This window comes from Prevotella lacticifex, assembly GCF_019973375.1.
Classification (GTDB): domain Bacteria; phylum Bacteroidota; class Bacteroidia; order Bacteroidales; family Bacteroidaceae; genus Prevotella; species Prevotella lacticifex.
The window spans coordinates 25283-43160 of sequence record NZ_BPTV01000001.1 but is presented as its reverse complement, the minus strand read 5'-3'; the positions used below and the strand labels follow the sequence as shown (position 1 = coordinate 43160).

Genomic DNA, 17878 nt, shown 5'->3' with positions numbered 1-17878 from the left:
CTATAAACTCGGTGATAGGCTTGATATATTTCTTTTTCATATCGACTTCCTTTTTACTGCTGAACGAATTTTCTGCCTTTCTGAATATAGAGGCCCTTCGGCAACTGTGTGTGCTGTCCTGCCTTTCTGACCAACTGTCCCTGAAGGTTATACACCGGTGCGTCGTCGGTGAGCGTCGTGGCGCTCACACCATCGATGCCCGTCGTACCTCCCTCGTCAACAACGAAGTAGTAGAAAGGTTTCGAACCCGCACTCCTGTCTATCTTCAGATAAGCGCGGAACGGTTTGATGTCAGCGCCCTCGTTACTGAAGAAGTTGAAAATGCCGTTGCGCTCGGCGTCATAACAATAGTAATCGTAAGTTCCATCGCTCTTCGACGTGATGTTAGTATACTTGTACACGCCCACGAACTCACCCTGAGGATGATCCTGATCGCCTATCAGTGTAGCGTTAGAATAGTTTTCATACTTCGAGAACTCTGTATCCAATTCGTCGTCGTACGACACGCCATCCTTTGTCTCCGGCAGTTCGAGGATATAGGGTACATTGGCCTCCGTTCCTGTCTCCTGTTCGTACGTTTCGAGATTCGTTCGTGTCGCCTGTATTCCCGTGACTTTGAGTTTCGGCGCATCTACCGATTCGATACTATATACCTTTGCGCCGTCACCGAAGATCGCCTTTATCTGATTCTCACTCATCGAGAAAGGCAGGAAGATCGTGTTCCTCGCGCCGGGGCCATCGGTGGTCGTGCCGAGGAATTTTCTGTTCCAGCGGAATCCGTTCCATATTGTATAGACAGTCGTTCCCCAGGAGTTATTGTTAACCCATGCGTCCGGTTCATCTTCCCATACCAAGGCTTTGCCTTTCCAGTAATCAGGCTCACTCTTCCCAGGATCAGAACCCGAAGAACGAAAGACCGTTCCGTGCTTCGCAGGAGATTCTTCTGAGTCATCATATATCGGCACCGCCACGTTGTACGTGTTCTCACTCATTCCGAGCACCGTGTTCTTGTCGGCGTAGATGACCGCATTGCGGTTGTCGCCACGGTCGAAGAAACTGAAGGCATTGGCAGATTGGCGGGCCGTGAGATCATATTCCGTGACGTCTTTGCCCGTCGGAGCCGTCGTCCATATTGTCGGTCTATAATAGTAGATGGGTTTCCCATCATCTTCACCAAGTACGTCAGGAGGAGTATTTGCATTACATAGCAGTGTCACGTCGGAGAGCTGCAACTCACCGCCATCGGCTGTCAGACTGATTTTCAGTTTTCCTTCGCTGCCCACTGACGCTACCGTCTCGAGCTTCTGCCATCCGTTCTTCGTGTCTGTCTTCAGCAGATATTCAACGCGGCCGTCGGTGGTGACGGTACCCTGGGCATCGTATCCGGCGAACGTCTTGCTGACAGAGGCTGAGGAGTTTCCTTTTTTCTCTCCCTTAACAGTATAATCGCTACCAACCAACTGTAGGGTCGCCTTGGCACCTTCCTTGCCTCTTACAATCATCTGTACCGTATAGAGACCCTGACCCGCAGTGTGTAAATCGACGGTCTGCGAGATAGTAGTCCCAGCAGCGATGGTGTTGACCGTTGCCGACTCTCCGTTCCAGTTGTCTGTGACGTTGGTCGTAGGCACCTCATTGTTGGAACCGTCTTTCCAATGCGGTGTCAGATAATACGTATAGTCTCCATATCCCATATATCCAGTTCCTGCCACTCGTTTCGCAGGCTGTGTTTCAAGGGTATGGTTGACATCCCGACGCCCTTTAGGTCGCTGGTCCTTGTCGTCGTCGGCATCGGCGCCGAAGACGAGCGGAGCATCTTTTGTATAGTGCAATGCCGACTCATAGAAATAATATCCGCCATTCACGTAGTTGACCGTCAACTTCTGCGAGCTGCCATTTTTGCCATTATACGGCTGGATGGTGAGGCTGGTCCCCTCAGCGAGTGTTGCCGGTACGCTGATCTTGCAGACCTTTGAGAGACAGGAGGTCTCGGCGCTGCCCTGTACCGTGACATTGGCACCGCTCAGCTCGGTACCGTTCTGAAGGACCTTTACACTGTTGCCATTGATGGTCCATGCCTCCGGCACCTGTACAAAGAAGAAGTGCTCATTGGCTTTGGGGTTGGCAGCCTCGCGCTTCGTGCCGCTCTCGCCGATGGTGTAGAAGTAGTCCTTGGTATACTTATGCGTGACATCCTTTATCTGTCCTGTCGCCACGTCAAACTCTAAGAACATGTCATTGTGCACGTTGGCAATGGTAGCGGGGGTGAGTTTCAATTCATTAGTTATCATGTCGTAATACCCCATCTCGATATTCACCTCCTTATCGTCGTTATCGGGGACGAGGTCGACATAGGACCAGTAGCACTTAGAGCCCCCTTTTTCGATGGTAGGAAGTCCAAACACCTCATCAAGCAAGACGTCAATGGTGTGAGTGGCGTGTGTGAGCGCTTTTGATTCCACCACACCGTCCTTGTCGATATTCTCGTAAGCGTAGATGAAAGGAACACGGAAATTTGTACAGTTCTCAACACTTTTAGGTGTAGGATTTGTGGGTTTCTGCGCATATGTTGTTTGATTCGACGACCACGGCAAGATGTACACGACGATATGCCCGTCGCCGCCGTAGGTCTTCAAGCTCGGATTTGTGTATCCATCGCGGTAGTTGATGTATCCTCCTTCTGAGGTACTGCACGTCAGGTCGTATTCACAGGAGGCGTGCGTCTTTCCGTCGTCTCCATTCATAGTTGGCGACCCCGCTATAGCCACGCGGATATAGTTTTTCGCGCCATGTACCAGGTTGACGATGCCGTAGACATTTATCTTACGGTCCTTGTTGACGAGGCGTGCGTTCACATTGCCGACTGCCACGGGGTCGGTGCCATCGATGGTGTAGTAGACGTCGACACCGTCGTCTTCGCCCTTCTCGTTCTTGACGGTGACGGTAGCCTTCACCTTGTTGATCGACGGTATGCCGGCGTTATAGTTGGTCTCATCGTCGTTCTTGACACTGATCGTGTAGCTGCCCGCCGGTTTTATGCCGGCAGTCTTGAAGACATAGGTGCCCGTGGCGATATCGCCTTCGAGGCGAGATTTACTTCCCTCCGTGATGGTCTGCACCGCCTGTGCCTTCACGGTGACGGTGTTGCCGTCGAGGGTATGCTCCGTTCCGTCGACGTCGAGATAGGTGAGCTGGTCCGTCGCCGACATATAGAAGGTGTAGACATCATTGGTCGGCACTACCGCGTCGTAGTCGTATGTTCTCACGACTGTCTTGCCCGTGCCCTCGCCGGTGGCGGGATCGATGGTCGGGTCTGAGCCGTCGATGGTGAAGGCGTATTTGCGTTTCTCAGCGGTTGTACCCACCACGCCGACCTTCGGAGTCAGCGAGGCAGCATAGTTGACGGTGGCTGTCGGAGGGGTGATGGTGGCATTCAGACGCTCAGGCTTTTCTATTGTATAGCGGTAGATGCCGTAGTCGTTTGTCCATTGGAATCCCGTCTTGTCTGCCTTACGCTCTACATAGAAGCGTACGATGTAATTATTCGTCTCGGGATTGAATACGATATTCTCACCTGCAGAAGAAGAAGAAGATTCCACCTGCACCTTATTATTATAGTCGGTGTCACCACCAGCACCTGGCTTATTGCTATCTTCACCAAAATTATTATCCAAAGATGTAGCTACGCCCGACTGATTATGATCAAGGAGGAAACGGAACTGCTTATCTTTGTTCAATGTGACCGTAGCCTTGTAGCAGCCTTCCTCAATGCTGTATGGCATCTCAACCGCATTGGACGGATCCCAATCAGTAAAGGTATTTTTCAAATTTGAATTGAGGGCAGAACCGATGATGAAGATGCGTGACGGCTTCATGTCGCCGGATATAATATAGTCACGCGTGGGGTTGAACTCGGTTGTGTAGATACCTGTATCGAGGTGGTCCTTACTGAATTGCATAGCACTTGGGCTGTCGGCAGCAACAGCCTGGTCATGGGCGTCGGTGCTATTCTTTCTCCTTCCATAAGTCTTGTCAGCAAACAGAAATGAGAGATAGCCATCCTTGACGAAAGAGACCATACCGAAGAAGTTCTTATTATATGCCCCGGTGGTATTCGCCCTGGTGCAGTAGAGATAGGCGTCGGTGGTATGGGTGGATTCATTCACCTCATAAGCCACGACTTTGGTCTGGTCGGCTTCATAATACCAGTTCTGCGGCACGCCATTGACATCGGTGTTTACATAGAAATTGTAGATACCACCATTTTTATCGGCACTGTTCAACACGCCAATCTCCCAATTAGTGTTTGTGGTAGTAGAAAATCCGTTTGTCTTAGCGCTGCCTGTGTTGGTATCACTGCCTGTCAATGTGTAGCCATTAGTAGAAGGATAGTAATCAGTTTCTTTGCCTTGGTCGTCTATATACACCAAGTGATACGTCTGGCCAATCGTGCTGATATAATAATTGTCAATGCCATTTCCGGTAGAATAACTTTGTACATTGCTCCATTCTGCCCCATTTATGGCATTGAGCGAAATATAGTATTGCTTATCTTTGTTGCGTTGCAGCTTGTAGATGTACTGGTCCCCCGTCTTACCGTATTTATCTCCGGCAATATAGAGTCCTGGAGCGCAAGTTGTGGAAGTGCCCCCCCCCAGTATTTTTTACGCCCGTGATCTTCACAACGGGGGTAGTAGACAAATCAACGGTGATGGTGAGGCTTTTGTATTCGTTTTCGGTATAGCTCACCTTCCAGGCTTTGGCTTTACCATAGCAGTCTGTCGTGATCGTATAGCTCCCGCCGATGGTCAGGGCATCGCCGTCTGTGTACTGTTGCATGTCTTTGTCCCAACCTTTGACACCGATGCGGAACGAGAAGCCCGTAGTCGGCATGGACGTGATGGTATAGGTGTATACCGACCCCGACGAGTTGGCAAATTGGTGAGGGCTGGGCACATTATAATTGCCCGTTGTGCCGTTGATGTCTTGCGCCGTGAGCAGATAGACATCGGTTGCCTGACTGTTGTCGCTATTGGCTGAAAGCGTAGAGGGCACAAACATCAGTGCAAGGAACATGCAAAGAGCTGAGATGTGCTGTTGCAATGTGTTTAAGTTCGATCTCATATACATATTATATAGTGATAAGTTAGTTAAAGTCTTATTAAGTTTAAGGAAAACGCTGACGTACCTTTTGTCGTAAATATTATCAACATCGCTGCGGCATTACCGCAAGAATTTCATTTTTGCCCTGTAAAGTTATACATTTCGTATCACAGATGCTAATTATTTCATAAATATTTCAATCTTTATTTATGCTAACGTTTGCATGATTTGCGCAGTTTGCGCACACAGTCGTAATTTTCCCTTTTCACAGTGGTAAAACGTTTATTTTGAATCAGTTAGTGGGATGAAATAGTTTTAGTAATTTTACGTTACAAAACCATTATAACGATGAGAAAACTTACATTAGCCATTGCGGCGCTCTTTGCCTTCGTCATGGAAGCCGGCACCTGCACCAATTTCATTGCGGCCAAAGGCGCCACCGTCGACGGGTCGGTGTTATTCCTGAGGCACCCGTGATATATTTGAGAAATATGTCGAACATTGTTTTAGAAAGGGCATGAAGCCCTTCCCTGCACTGGCACCACTGCTGCTCGGGGAAATTCATACATTGATCGCATTTACCCGGTGCAGGGGAGGGCTTCATGCCCATCCTCAGGAATGACACAACCGCTGAAAAATATCAAGAATTAGAGAATTAAAGAATTATTATTCATGTAAGATCCTTTTTCAAACCCGACTTCGTCATTTTTTTGATGAAGAGCCACAAAAATTCAACCACGGCATTATACTGAAAAAGTGATGATCGAAAGGCGAACAGACCTAAATTTGACCTATTCAGAAAATAGAAAAAGCCAACCACTTATAAATCAAGCAGTTGGCAAAATAAAGCGTTGTCCTAGGCGGACTCGAACCACCACTGACAGAACCAAAAACTGTAGTGCTACCATTACACCATGGGACAATCATATATTTATTGCGGTTGCAAAGGTATTGCTTTTCGGTGAAAAATCCAAATAAAAAGAAGAATATTTATTCTTTCGTTTTCTCATCTTTGGACCACTATAGTCCTGCTGTTAGGCTTCAAGAATGTATCTATAGCTCGTTTATTACGCGCCAATAATGCCACTGCTAATCCTTTTTCGCGCGCCATTAATCCTTAGCCAGACGTCAATCCAGTGTGGAAACGTATTCGAATTTGGTACGAAGTGGTGGGCATAGAGCCACGTGGCGGGCTCTGTAATTGACGGACCTACCTCGTGACGCGGTCGGAAAAGCTTATTTCCCGTTATACTTCAGGAGCGTTGTGCGGACGAGCTCGCCCCACGGTTTGATGACCTTGTCCTTGTCCCAATCGCCAGTGGCCTTGGCCCTCGGCAGGAGCATCGAGCACGTCTCGTTCTTGTCGGACAGCGACCAGCATGCCCAGCTCACCTTCAGCTTCTCCATGCAGTCGACCCATTTGTTGAACTCGTCGGTGTCGAGGAATCCGTCGCCCGAGGCCTCGCAGCCTCCGCACTCACTGACGAATACCGGTATGCCGTCGGCAATGGCCTTGGCCATGCGGTCGCGGAGGTACTGCTTGTGTGTGGCGGAATAGAAGTGTACGGTGTACATGACATTGGTGACACCGGTGATTGGGCTCGCCGCCACTTTGTCGATGTCCTGGTCCCAGTGCGGGCAGCCCATGAGGATGATATTGTCGGGGTCGTTCTTGCGGATGGCAGCGATGACGGTGGTGGCATAGTTCTTCAGCGACTCCCACGAATCCTCTACGGGCTCGTTGAACAGTTCGTATATGACGTTAGGATATTTTCCGTATTTTGCCGACATGCGACCAAAGAAGTCGGCGGCCTTGTCGGTGTACATATCGTGGGCGTGCCAGTCGATTATGACGTAAACACCCTTCTTTATGGCCTCGTCGATGACCGGTGTTATGCACTTCATGGCAAAGTCGGGGTTCTCGAGATAGTTGTCCTCAATTTTCACGCCCATAGCCGCACGGATGACGGTGGCATGCCATTTGTCGGCAAGTTCGTCGACGGCCTTGGTGTTATAGAACCGCGGCCAGAGGTTGTGCCATCCGAGGCTGACGCCACGGAGGACGACGGGACGGCCTTTGCTGTCGCAGAGTTGGGCGCCCCTGACCTGCAGCTGTCCGTAGCGGGCGACAGGCGACTGTGATGAAGCGGCGGTGCACAGGAGCAGCAACGCCACGGTAAGGATAGTCTTCAGAAAGTGCTTCATAAGTTGATAATATTTGGTTGTTGAATGTTTGTATAGGTTTAAGCCGATTATTTCAGAATTCAAAGTTATGCAAAATATGGCAAACGGCAAGAAAAAAGGTTAAAGATTAATTGTTTTTAATATTTTTGTCTATCTTCGCATGTCGGATGCCGTCAGTCTGTTCCTTCGTGAGGGGCGATTGACGGTCACCGGAATATGATATAAATAAGGAGAGAACGATATGAGAGAAAACAAGAAACGTAAGGCCGTCGTGGCCATCGACAGCTTCAAGGGCTGTATGACCTCCGCTGAGGCCAATGCGTCGGCTGCTGCCGCCTTTGCCGCCGCGGGTCTGCCGTCGACGACTTTCACCGTCTCGGACGGCGGTGAGGGTATGCTCGATGCTTTTTCGGCGGCGTGGGGAGCCCGTCGTGTGACCGTCGCCACCCACGATGCGCTGATGCGCCGCCGCGACGGTGCCATTGCCATTGCCGGCGATACTGCCATCATCGAGGTCGCTGAGGCTGCCGGCCTGACCCTCGTCGAGCCCGAACGGCGCAATGCTTTCAGTGCTACAAGCTATGGCGTCGGCGAACTCGTGGCTGAGGCTGTACGCCGCCATTGCCATCATCTGATTATAGGCCTTGGCGGAACGGCGACGAGCGATTGCGGTATCGGCATGCTCCGTGCCCTCATCGACAACCTCACCGACGGCGGTACCGTCGACGATCTGCACCTCGACGACATCGACGTGGCGTTAGCTACCGATGTCGACAACCCCCTGCTTGGTGCCGACGGGGCAGCAAGCGTCTTTGCGCCGCAGAAAGGGGCCTCGCCGGAGATGGTATTCATGATTGAGCACCGTGCCGCCACCTTCGCCCGACTGAGTGCCCGTCACTGCGGTCACGATGCGGCGCCACGTCGCGGCGCCGGTGCTGCCGGCGGGCTGGGCTATGCTTTCCTGCAGTTTTTCAACTCCCGGATAGAGAGCGGTGCCGACATGCTTCTGCGTAAGTTGCGCTTCGACGATGCCGTTGCCGATGCCGACATCATTGTCACGGGGGAGGGGAGTGCTGACGCTCAGACACTTATGGGTAAGCTGCCCTCGCGGGTGCTGACCCATGCAGCTGCCTCGGAACACCGTCCGGAGGTGTGGCTTGTGGCCGGAAGGGTGGAGGACGAACTCGACCTCGCCGCTGCCGGATTCGCCAGGGTTATAAACATCAACGGGTTCCTGCGCGATGGCGAGAACCCGTTGGATAAGGCTGTGGCTGAGCGCAACCTCAGAGAGTCGATTTCGGCCGCCTTGCAATAGAATTATCGGTGGGTGACAGCCGTGTCGGTTTGCGGCTCCGTTACTCTTCCATCATCCGTAATCCCCGTGGAAACCAGATGTTCATGCGTGTGGCCCCGCGGTGGTTCCAGGCGTAGTAGGGAATGAGCGTTAGGGTGACAGGAGCTATGGCGATGGTGCCGCCGTGGTCCTCCTTCAGGGCCTGGGCCGGAACTTTCAGCGCGGTCACCGTGAACGTGCTGCCGTCGGCCTCGGTATTGCGAATCTCGTAGTCGGCAACGACCTCCGCTGCCGGGGCCGGACATGATGAGCAATGGCCTGTGGCAGAGGCTTTCTGGCAGTCTCCGCTGTTCTTGTCGGGGCACGCTGCAGTCGCGACAACGGTGTGGAGAACGTCATAGCCGGTGTTGTCGGCACTCTCGGCACAATAGACGAGCGGTCCGCGCTCGAAGGCCACGCGGCCGCGGTCGGCACTGACGCGGTCGTTGGCCTTAACCATCTGCGGTGTCATGTCGAAATGGACGATAATCTCGTCGCCGGCTTTCAGTTTGCGGCCTATGGCCTTTTTGTCGACGACGAGATAGCCCTTGTCTAACGTGCTATGGCTGAGGCTCTTGCCGTTGGATGTTGTCGCCGTCCAGCGGGTGCTGTCGTCCACGGTGTCGCCGACGAAGGTGTAGAGGTCGCTGGGCACAACCTCGCCGCGTGTCCATCCCGGTATGCGGATGTGGAGGGCGAGGTCGGGATCGTTATTCTTCTCAATCTTTATCTTGACGTCGCCGTTCCATGGGTAATCGGTTGTCTGGCTGACGACCACATCCTTTCCGCCGACCTTCAACTTCGTTGTGTTGGCAGCAAAGAGGTTGACATACAGACTGTTATCCTTGACGGCATAGATGTATCCCGGCAACGAGGGAATGAACCGGCAGAGGTTGCTCGGACAGCATGCGCAGCCGAACCACGGCTGTCGGGTGAGGGTGTTGTCGGAGTTGAAGCGGTACTTGCCGTCGCTGGCCAGTGGGTTGGGGTAGAAGAATCGGCCTCCGTCGACGCTCATACCGTCGATGACGCCGTTGTAGAGGGTGCGCTCCAGACAGTCGATGTATTTGGCATCTCCGTGGAGGAGAAACATCCGCTGGAAGAGGTATACCATCGATATGGCGGCGCAGGTCTCGTTGTAGGCCGTCATATTCGGCAACTCGTAGTCGGCACCGAAAGCTTCGCCGGCATGACGGGCTCCCACACCGCCGGTGATATAGTATTTCTTGCTTACAATATTATTCCATATCGCATCGATGGTACGTATGTAATCGCTGTCCTGGGTGAGCGCAGCGACATCGGCTATGCCGGCGTACATGTATCCGGCGCGTACGGCGTGGCCCCAGGCCTCTTTCTGCTTGGTGATGGGTTTGTCGCTCTGCGAGTAAATGTCGTGTATTTTCGTCTTTCCGCGATAGTCGAGCATGTATTTCGCCTCGTCGAGATATTTCTTCTCTCCGGTGACGAGATACAGGCGACAGAGGGCCATCTCGGCAATCTGATGACCCGGAACGACGGTAGCCTGCCCCTCTTTTGGTCCCACCTCGCGTACTACGCAGTCGGCATAACGGCGGGCGATGTCAAGAAATTTCGTCGATCCCGTAGCCTGATAGTGGGCGCAGGCCGCATCGACCATGTGGCCGAGGTTGTAGAGTTCGTGGCTCAGCACCTCCTCTTTCTCCCAGCGGTGCTGTCCCGACCAGGGGTGTGGGTGCTCGGGATTGATGGTGCGGGCGGTGTACAGGTAGCCGTCGGGCTCCTGGGCGGCACCCACCACGGTGAGCACGCTGTCGATATAGTTTTTCAGTCGGGTGTCGGGATAGGTCTGGAGCAGATAGCTCGCGCCCTCAATAGTCTTGTACACGTCGGTGTCGTCGAAGGGAAAGCCCATGAATGTGCCCACATTCCACTCTTTGGTCTGCAAGCCCTTGTGACCGGGATGCTGCAGGGTGTAGGCCGCCATCGAAAAATTGCGGTAGCGGTGCTCGCTCTCGCACTTGCTGAACGCCAACGGAACGGTGACGCTGCGGGCGGCTGCGAGGCGCTGGCCCCAGAACGACGAGGGCGCAACCTTGACCTGGGTGAACGGCACTTGGGTGTATGGATAGCCTGTGCTGCGCTCAGGCGGGTTGGTGGCCTGCACGGCGGTGGCAACAAAACAGGATAGTAGAAGGATTGATATTTTCTTCATTTTGTCATAGATTAGTGTTCGTTATGATGCAAAGGTAGTGCTTTTATCTTGAATATTCAACTTTGTTGTGTGCTTTTTGCTCAATTATTATGTAACTTTGCATTCGACAATTAACTCTGAACTCAAAACGACAATGATGGCTTGCAGCCTTTTCCATAAACTCGACGGTAGCCTGCCCGACGACCGTACGCTCAACTATCCGTTCCATTATGTTCCCGACGCGTTGACGATGGCTGCCGTCGGTGAGCTGCAAAGCCACCTGCCGGCCAGTCCCGCGGAGGGGAAGATGTGGGGTGTTCTCGTCGTCGATAATCATGGGCAGCTGGGATTTCTCAATGCCTTTTCGGGTCAGATTGACGACAATACGCTGCGTTCCATCGGCGAGGAGTGGCGGGGCTGTCCGCCGGTGTACGACTATCTGCAGCCCGACGGCTATTTTAAGACCCACGAGGCCGTAATCTCTGATATTAACAAACGGATTTCGGAATTGTCGGATAGTGCCGAATATCATTGTAAAGTCGCTGAATATGAGTATCTTCGGCGTGAGGCTGACGATGAGATTTCGCACCGTCGGGAGGTTATGAATGAGGCTAAGGTGCGCCGCGATGCCCGTCGCCGTGAGGGCGGCCTGTCGGCTGATGAGGCCAAGGCGATGGAGCGCGAGAGCCAGTTTCTGAAGGCTGAAGTGCACAGGGCAAAGGTGCTGTACCGCGACAGGCTCGCAGCAATGACCAAAGACGTGGAAAACTACAGTCGGGAGATTGCCGCCCTCAAACGGCGGAGGAGCCTTCTCTCCGACCATCTGCAGGCGTGGCTCTTCGGTAAATTTATTCTTCTCAACGGCCGTGGCGAGCGAAAGGCGATGCCGGATATCTTTCGCGATTATGGCACCGTATGCCCGTCGGGGGCTGGCGAGTGCTGTGAGCCGAAGCTGTTGCAGTATGCTTATCTTCACGGAATGCGCCCGTTGAGGATGGCGTCGTTCTGGTGGGGACCTGCTCCCGGCGGCGAACTGCGGCGGAACGGCCATTTCTATCCTGCATGTGGCGGACGGTGCAAACCCATTCTCAGCTGGATGCTGCAAGGTGTCGATGTAGCGGGCAATCCGCTGACTACAAGGACGGTACATAAACTGAGGATAATCTACGACGACAGCTATCTGACGGTTGTCGACAAGCCTGCCGGACTCCTTTCGGTACCAGGTAAAGACGATGTGGAAAGTGTGGTGAGCATTCTCGCCGAGAGGTGGGACGGCACCGAGCCCCTTGTCGTCCATCGCCTCGATATGGCCACCAGTGGACTCCTCGTGGTGGCTAAGGATAAGACAACACAGCGGCTGCTGCGCCGGGAATTCGAGGAACGGCGCATTGATAAGGAGTATGAGGCTATTGTCGATGGTGACGTGGCCGGAGAGAAAGGGACTGTCGACCTCCCGATAGGCCCCGACCTGTTGGACCGACCGCGCCAGAAAGTCGACTTCGCCAATGGCAAGGAGGCCCACACCGAATATGAGGTCATCGCGACCGACGGTCGCTCTACGCGGCTGCGACTGAAACCGCTGACGGGACGAACGCATCAGTTGCGCGTGCACTGTGCGTCGCCAGACGGTCTCAATGCGCCTATCCGCGGCGACAGTCTCTATGGACATTACGATGGTGGACGGCTGTGTCTGCAAGCACGGCGGCTGTCGTTCGTCCATCCTGCCAACGGAAGAAAAATGACTTTCACCCTGCCACCCGATTTCTGATGGCTGCTCTTATCCACTAATCTGTGCTATTCTCCACTAATTTTAAAGCCATATTAGTGTGGATTAGTGGGATTCGTGGATTCGTCCCTCCACTAATCTGTACGAATTTTTTTAGTGTAGATATGGGCGATTCGTGGATTATGTTATGCCTCCGACTTGTGCTCCCGGCTTGCCGGAAATCGTAAAATCAGACTAAGAACATGACCAACAGCTGTGCTATGATGACCCGGATGAACATTCCCAAGGGATAGACGGTGGCATAGCTGACACTGGCTGCATCGCCTTTTATGCTGTCGTTGGCATAGCTCAGAGCCATGGGATTGGCCATTGAACCACAGAGTATTCCGCATATCGTGCCAAAGTCGAACTTCTTGGTTTTCAAGGCGATAACGCCGATGATTGTCACGGGAACGACGGTGAGCAGGAATCCCACTCCTATCCACAGCAGTCCCTCGGGGCGCAGGACGGTGTCGATGAATCCACTACCGGCATCGAGACCCAGACAAGCAAGGTAGAGTGCCAGACCGAGGCGGCGGAGCATGAGCGAGGCCGAACGGGTGGTGTAGGAGATGAAGTGCATACGGGGTCCGAGGGCTCCCACGATGATTCCCATGATGATCGGACCTCCAGCCAGACCGAGACGGATGGGACTTGTCATACCGGGGAGAGCGATGGGGATGGAGCCGAGGATGAGACCGAGGACCATTCCCAAGAAAATGCTGCCGACATTGGGCTCGTTGAGTGTCTTGACGGAGTTGCCAAGGAAGTTCTCGGCATTGTCGATATCGCCGGGACGGCCTACGATGGTCAGACGGTCGCCATACTGCAGCACAAGGTCGTCGGTGGCAAGAAGTTTGATGTCGCCACGGATGACGCGGCTGACATTGACGCCGTAGGTGTCGCGCAGACGGAGACCGCCGAGCTTCTTGCCGTTGAGCTGGGCTTTCGTGAGGACGATTACACGGCTCTCGACATTCGAGTCGATATGGTTCCAGTCGATTTTTGCCTTGTTCCAGTCCTTGTCCATCTCCTTGCCGAAGAGCATGAGCATGGCACCCTCGTCGTCCTTATTAGTCACCACGAGCAGACTGTCGTTGATGTGCAGAATGGTGTCGGCCATGGGCAGGATAACCTCGCCGGCACGCCACAGACGGCTGATGATGAAGTGGGCGTGGGTGTCGTGGGCAACGGAGGCTATCGTCTTGCCTTCCAAGGCGGGGTTGACAATGAGGTATTGGCCTATAAAGGTATTGTCGGTCTCACCGGTGAGGCGGGGTCTGAGATCGTCTTTACTAACGAAAAACCGGCGGATGAACACCATGGCTATGATAACGCCGAGCACACCGAGGGGGTAGGTGACAGCCGTGGCGAGGGCTGCGCGGCCACCGCCGATGCCGATATGCTCGAGGGCTGTCTGCGCCGCACCGAGGGCAGGGGTGTTCGTCGTGGCACCGCACAGGACACCTATCATGTCGGGAAGTTTGATGCCGGTGAAGAATGTCATGACGACGGCCATGATGGTTCCGAGGACGATGACGGCTAACGACCACAGATTGAGCGACATACCTTCCTGGCGGAACGAACCGAAGAAGTTCGGACCGACGTGGAGACCAAGGGTATAGACGAACAGAGCCAGGCCGAAGTCCTCGAGGCAGAGCAGCATGTTATGGTCGATGGTGATGCCGAAACTGCCAAACATGATTCCAAAGAAGAACACGAAAGCCACGCCGAGGGAGATGCCGAAGAAGCGTACCTTGCCCAAGGCGAGGCCTGCTGCACAGATCATCGAGATGACGACGACGGCCTCGATGGCCGACGAAACGCTGAAAAGTGAATTTACTAAGTCCATTACAGTACAGATAGATAGCGTTCCAATGGTATGCCGCGATTCTTGTCGGGATTGTTTTTATTGAGGTCGATGAGGGTGTAGACTCCGTCCATAGCCTTGCGGGTGCTGTCGGTGAGGCTCATGCCGTTCATCAGATGCCCGATGAGAATGGCTGAGAAAATGTCGCCGGTGCCGGGAAAATGAACCGGAATCTCGGTGAAAGGCAGAAAGAAATATTCCCCTGTGGAGGCATTATAGCCGGCCACCGACGGCTGACCGTCGACATCAATCGACGTTATGAGTGCCGATTTTGTTCCTATCGACCGTAGTCCGTCGATGAGCTCCTTAGCCTTTTCGCGACTCACACCGTCCTCGTTGTACTCCATGCCTGTAAGATAGCAGGCCTCGGTATAGTTCGGATAGCACAGGTCGGCAACGGAAATCATCTCGCGCATAGAGACGACAAGCTCGTCGGCAGCCATCCCTTTGTACAGCTGTCCTTCGTCGCCCATGATTGGGTCGACGAAGATAGTGGTGCCCCTGCCTGCCTCCTCGCGACAGTAGCGGGCGATAATATCGGCCTGGTGCCGCGATGGAATGAAACCGGTGGCTATGGCATCGAAACCAAAACTGAATTCGCGCCAGGAATCGAGGGCCCCTTCTATAAATTTCGTGGTCTCCAACATGCTGTACTTGCCGTAATCAAAGGTGTTCGAGACAAGTGATGTGGGGAGGATGCCTGTCGGTACGCCGAGGTAGGAGAGGATCGGCAGCATTGCCGTCGTCGATACCTTGCCGTAGCTGCACAGGTCGTTGATAATCAATATCTGTTTTGCGGTCATTTCTTATCTATTATCTCTAATCAGCGGCAAAGGTAATCATTATAATCCACATATTGACATTACATTGAACTTAATTTTTTCCTCCTCACGTTTCTCATCTCTCATTTCCCTTTCATTCCCCCATCATCCCTCCTCAGCATCCTCCTCGCTCCTCATTATCCCCCTCGCCCCCTCCTCATTATCCCCCTCGCCCCCTCCGTTTCCCCTTTTTCGTCCACCCCATTCACCCCATTAACCCCATCAACCCCATCAACCCCATCCCTCTTAATATAATAATGTGTGCGCGCCAACAGTCTCTCTATTTTGTCAAATAATCCGAAAACTTTAGTAAAAATCGAATATTTTTTCTCAAAACATTTGCGGGAATGAAAATAAACCCCTACCTTTGCACTCGCTTTTCGGGAAACAATCAATAACACTTAGTTTTTGAGACGCAACGGAAGCCGGGCAGCCAACTCGGAAGAGGACGGGCCGCCAAAAAAAGAAAGAGTTCTTTGAAAGGATTACATAAGAGACAGAGAGTAGTACAAGAAAAGAAACGAGCCGTTCAATTTCTGTCCTGTACATTATTTATATGGTGCACGGGCTGATGCCTATACATTATTATATATACTGGAAGGGATGAGTTGAAAAAGATAACAGGTTATCGGATCTTAATAAAACGAACGTTCCTGACTCGGACAGACTAATGTAGGCCTTCGGGTCTATAAAGATATTATACAATGGAGAGTTTGATCCTGGCTCAGGATGAACGCTAGCTACAGGCTTAACACATGCAAGTCGAGGGGTAACGACAGCGAAAGCTTGCTTTTGCTGGGCGACGACCGGCGAATGGGTGAGTAACGCGTATCCAACCTGCCGCAAAGTAGGGCACAGCCTTGCGAAAGTAAGATTAATGCCCTATGTGCTGTGATGATGACATCAGAATTGCAGTAAAGGTTCACCGCTTTGCGATGGGGATGCGTCTGATTAGGTTGTTGGCGGGGTAACGGCCCACCAAGCCCGCGATCAGTAGGGGTTCTGAGAGGAAGGTCCCCCACATTGGAACTGAGACACGGTCCAAACTCCTACGGGAGGCAGCAGTGAGGAATATTGGTCAATGGGCGAGAGCCTGAACCAGCCAAGTAGCGTGCGGGACGAAGGCCCTATGGGTTGTAAACCGCTTTTACGGGGGGATAAAGTGAGTGACGTGTCATTCATTGCAGGTACCCCGCGAATAAGGACCGGCTAATTCCGTGCCAGCAGCCGCGGTAATACGGAAGGTCCGGGCGTTATCCGGATTTATTGGGTTTAAAGGGAGCACAGGCCGGCTGTCAAGCGTGTTGTGAAATGTAGGCGCTCAACGCCTGACTTGCAGCGCGAACTGACGGTCTTGAGTGCGCGCAACGTTGGCGGAATTTGTCGTGTAGCGGTGAAATGCTTAGATATGACGAAGAACTCCGATTGCGAAGGCAGCTGACGGGAGCGTTACTGACGCTTAAGCTCGAAAGCGCGGGTATCGAACAGGATTAGATACCCTGGTAGTCCGCGCGGTAAACGATGGATGCCCGCTGTTTGCGTCTAACGTAAGCGGCCAAGTGAAAACGTTAAGCATCCCACCTGGGGAGTACGCCGGCAACGGTGAAACTCAAAGGAATTGACGGGGGCCCGCACAAGCGGAGGAACATGTGGTTTAATTCGATGATACGCGAGGAACCTTACCCGGGCTTGAATTGCTGAGGAAAGATCCAGAGATGGTGATGCCCTTCGGGGCCTCAGTGAAGGTGCTGCATGGTTGTCGTCAGCTCGTGCCGTGAGGTGTCGGCTTAAGTGCCATAACGAGCGCAACCCCTCTCTTCAGTTGCCATCAGGTCAAGCTGGGCACTCTGGAGACACTGCCACCGCAAGGTGTGAGGAAGGTGGGGATGACGTCAAATCAGCACGGCCCTTACGTCCGGGGCTACACACGTGTTACAATGGGGGGCACAGAGAGCGGGGTGCGCGCAAGCTTGCCCAAATCCTTAAATCCCCCCACAGTTCGGACTGGGGTCTGCAACCCGACCCCACGAAGCTGGATTCGCTAGTAATCGCGCATCAGCCATGGCGCGGTGAATACGTTCCCGGGCCTTGTACACACCGCCCGTCAAGCCATGAAAGCCGGGGGTGCCTGAAGTCCGTGACCGCAAGGGACGGCCTAGGGCAAAACTGGTAATTGGGGCTAAGTCGTAACAAGGTAGCCGTACCGGAAGGTGCGGCTGGAACACCTCCTTTCTGGAGAGGAGCGTTAAGTTTGATCCTATAGACGTTATCTTTGAAGTTAAGGCAATCGGTCTTACTTGTACCTCTCACCCTCTGTCTTTTTTATATAGCGAGAAAGAGGAAGCCGGGCTTTTTGATGATGCCCAGGTCTTGGACAGAGCCATCCCGGAGTCGTAGAACAATAGTCCTATAGCTCAGTTGGTTAGAGCGCCACACTGATAATGTGGAGGTCGGCAGTTCAAGTCTGCCTGGGACTACATCTCGCCACTTCTCGTCTGACATTGACGGGGGATTAGCTCAGCTGGCTAGAGCACCTGCTTTGCAAGCAGGGGGTCAACGGTTCGAATCCGTTATTCTCCACTTTGGGAATCAAATTTCAGCAAAGAGATTTGATGTTCTCAAAAGATCTTTG

General features: G+C 53.0%; 9 protein-coding genes, 3 tRNA genes and 1 rRNA gene. 6 read left to right on the top strand and 7 right to left on the bottom strand.

Going from position 1 to position 17878, the window contains the following annotated elements:
• Positions 1–53: 53 nt before the first annotated feature.
• Together LDN30_RS00160 and LDN30_RS00155 are read right to left on the bottom strand one after the other, a co-directional pair.
• Positions 54–4427, bottom strand: a complete 4374-nt coding sequence (locus LDN30_RS00160) for a hypothetical protein (RefSeq protein WP_223928387.1) — start codon at positions 4425–4427, stop codon at positions 54–56.
• A 175-nt stretch (positions 4428–4602) separates the two neighbouring features.
• A complete protein-coding gene (locus tag LDN30_RS00155; protein WP_223928386.1) occupies positions 4603–5124 on the bottom strand; it encodes a hypothetical protein in 522 nt (173 codons plus the stop codon).
• 327 nt (positions 5125–5451) lie between these two features.
• Between LDN30_RS00155 and LDN30_RS16360 the strand changes: the two genes are divergently transcribed.
• Positions 5452–5580: a hypothetical protein gene (locus LDN30_RS16360; RefSeq protein WP_262901939.1), complete on the top strand. Its 129-nt coding sequence runs from the start codon at positions 5452–5454 to the stop codon at positions 5578–5580.
• Positions 5581–5954: 374 nt separating this feature from the next.
• On the opposite strand, the gene LDN30_RS00150 is transcribed toward LDN30_RS16360, so the two are convergent.
• Positions 5955–6025, bottom strand: a tRNA-Gln gene (locus tag LDN30_RS00150).
• A gap of 314 nt (positions 6026–6339) precedes the next feature.
• On the bottom strand, positions 6340–7308 hold the full coding sequence (locus LDN30_RS00145) for a glycoside hydrolase family 5 protein (RefSeq protein WP_223928385.1): 969 nt from the start codon (positions 7306–7308) through the stop codon (positions 6340–6342).
• A 220-nt stretch (positions 7309–7528) separates the two neighbouring features.
• On the opposite strand from LDN30_RS00145, the gene LDN30_RS00140 reads away from it, so the two are divergent.
• Entirely contained in the window at positions 7529–8602 is a 1074-nt protein-coding gene (locus LDN30_RS00140; protein WP_223928384.1) for a glycerate kinase family protein, read from the top strand.
• Between the two features lie 40 nt (positions 8603–8642).
• Here LDN30_RS00140 and LDN30_RS00135 read toward each other — a convergent pair whose 3' ends face one another.
• Positions 8643–10811 carry a glycoside hydrolase family 127 protein gene (locus tag LDN30_RS00135; RefSeq protein WP_223928383.1) on the bottom strand — a complete coding sequence of 723 codons (2169 nt, stop codon included), beginning with the start codon at positions 10809–10811 and terminating at the stop codon, positions 8643–8645.
• A 133-nt stretch (positions 10812–10944) separates the two neighbouring features.
• Between LDN30_RS00135 and LDN30_RS00130 the strand changes: the two genes are divergently transcribed.
• A complete protein-coding gene (locus tag LDN30_RS00130) occupies positions 10945–12558 on the top strand; it encodes an RluA family pseudouridine synthase (protein ID WP_223928382.1) in 1614 nt (537 codons plus the stop codon).
• 187 nt (positions 12559–12745) lie between these two features.
• On the opposite strand, the gene LDN30_RS00125 is transcribed toward LDN30_RS00130, so the two are convergent.
• Both LDN30_RS00125 and LDN30_RS00120 read right to left on the bottom strand, forming a co-directional pair.
• Positions 12746–14407, bottom strand: a complete 1662-nt coding sequence (locus LDN30_RS00125; RefSeq protein WP_223926602.1) for a putative transporter — start codon at positions 14405–14407, stop codon at positions 12746–12748.
• Positions 14407–15228, bottom strand: a complete 822-nt coding sequence (locus tag LDN30_RS00120) for a PfkB family carbohydrate kinase (protein ID WP_223926601.1) — start codon at positions 15226–15228, stop codon at positions 14407–14409. The genes LDN30_RS00125 and LDN30_RS00120 overlap by 1 nt, the downstream gene beginning before the upstream one ends.
• A 719-nt stretch (positions 15229–15947) precedes the next feature.
• Here LDN30_RS00120 and LDN30_RS00115 point away from each other — a divergent pair.
• From LDN30_RS00115 to LDN30_RS00105, 3 genes are all read left to right on the top strand, one after another.
• A 16S ribosomal RNA gene (locus tag LDN30_RS00115) occupies positions 15948–17478 on the top strand.
• 171 nt (positions 17479–17649) lie between these two features.
• Positions 17650–17723 (top strand) — tRNA-Ile (locus LDN30_RS00110).
• Positions 17724–17752: 29 nt separating this feature from the next.
• Positions 17753–17826 (top strand) — tRNA-Ala (locus LDN30_RS00105).
• The last annotated feature ends 52 nt before the right edge of the window (positions 17827–17878 follow it).

What these genes read in the sequence shown, in the direction of transcription:
- LDN30_RS00155 (WP_223928386.1), bottom strand. Translation starts at nt 5,124, where the DNA reads ATGAGATCGAACTTAAACACATTGCAACAGCACATCTCAGCTCTTTGC.
- LDN30_RS16360 (WP_262901939.1), top strand. Translation starts at nt 5,452, where the DNA reads ATGAGAAAACTTACATTAGCCATTGCGGCGCTCTTTGCCTTCGTCATG.
- LDN30_RS00145 (WP_223928385.1), bottom strand. Translation starts at nt 7,308, where the DNA reads ATGAAGCACTTTCTGAAGACTATCCTTACCGTGGCGTTGCTGCTCCTG.
- LDN30_RS00140 (WP_223928384.1), top strand. Translation starts at nt 7,529, where the DNA reads ATGAGAGAAAACAAGAAACGTAAGGCCGTCGTGGCCATCGACAGCTTC.
- LDN30_RS00135 (WP_223928383.1), bottom strand. Translation starts at nt 10,811, where the DNA reads ATGAAGAAAATATCAATCCTTCTACTATCCTGTTTTGTTGCCACCGCC.
- LDN30_RS00130 (WP_223928382.1), top strand. Translation starts at nt 10,945, where the DNA reads ATGATGGCTTGCAGCCTTTTCCATAAACTCGACGGTAGCCTGCCCGAC.
- LDN30_RS00125 (WP_223926602.1), bottom strand. Translation starts at nt 14,407, where the DNA reads ATGGACTTAGTAAATTCACTTTTCAGCGTTTCGTCGGCCATCGAGGCC.
- LDN30_RS00120 (WP_223926601.1), bottom strand. Translation starts at nt 15,228, where the DNA reads ATGACCGCAAAACAGATATTGATTATCAACGACCTGTGCAGCTACGGC.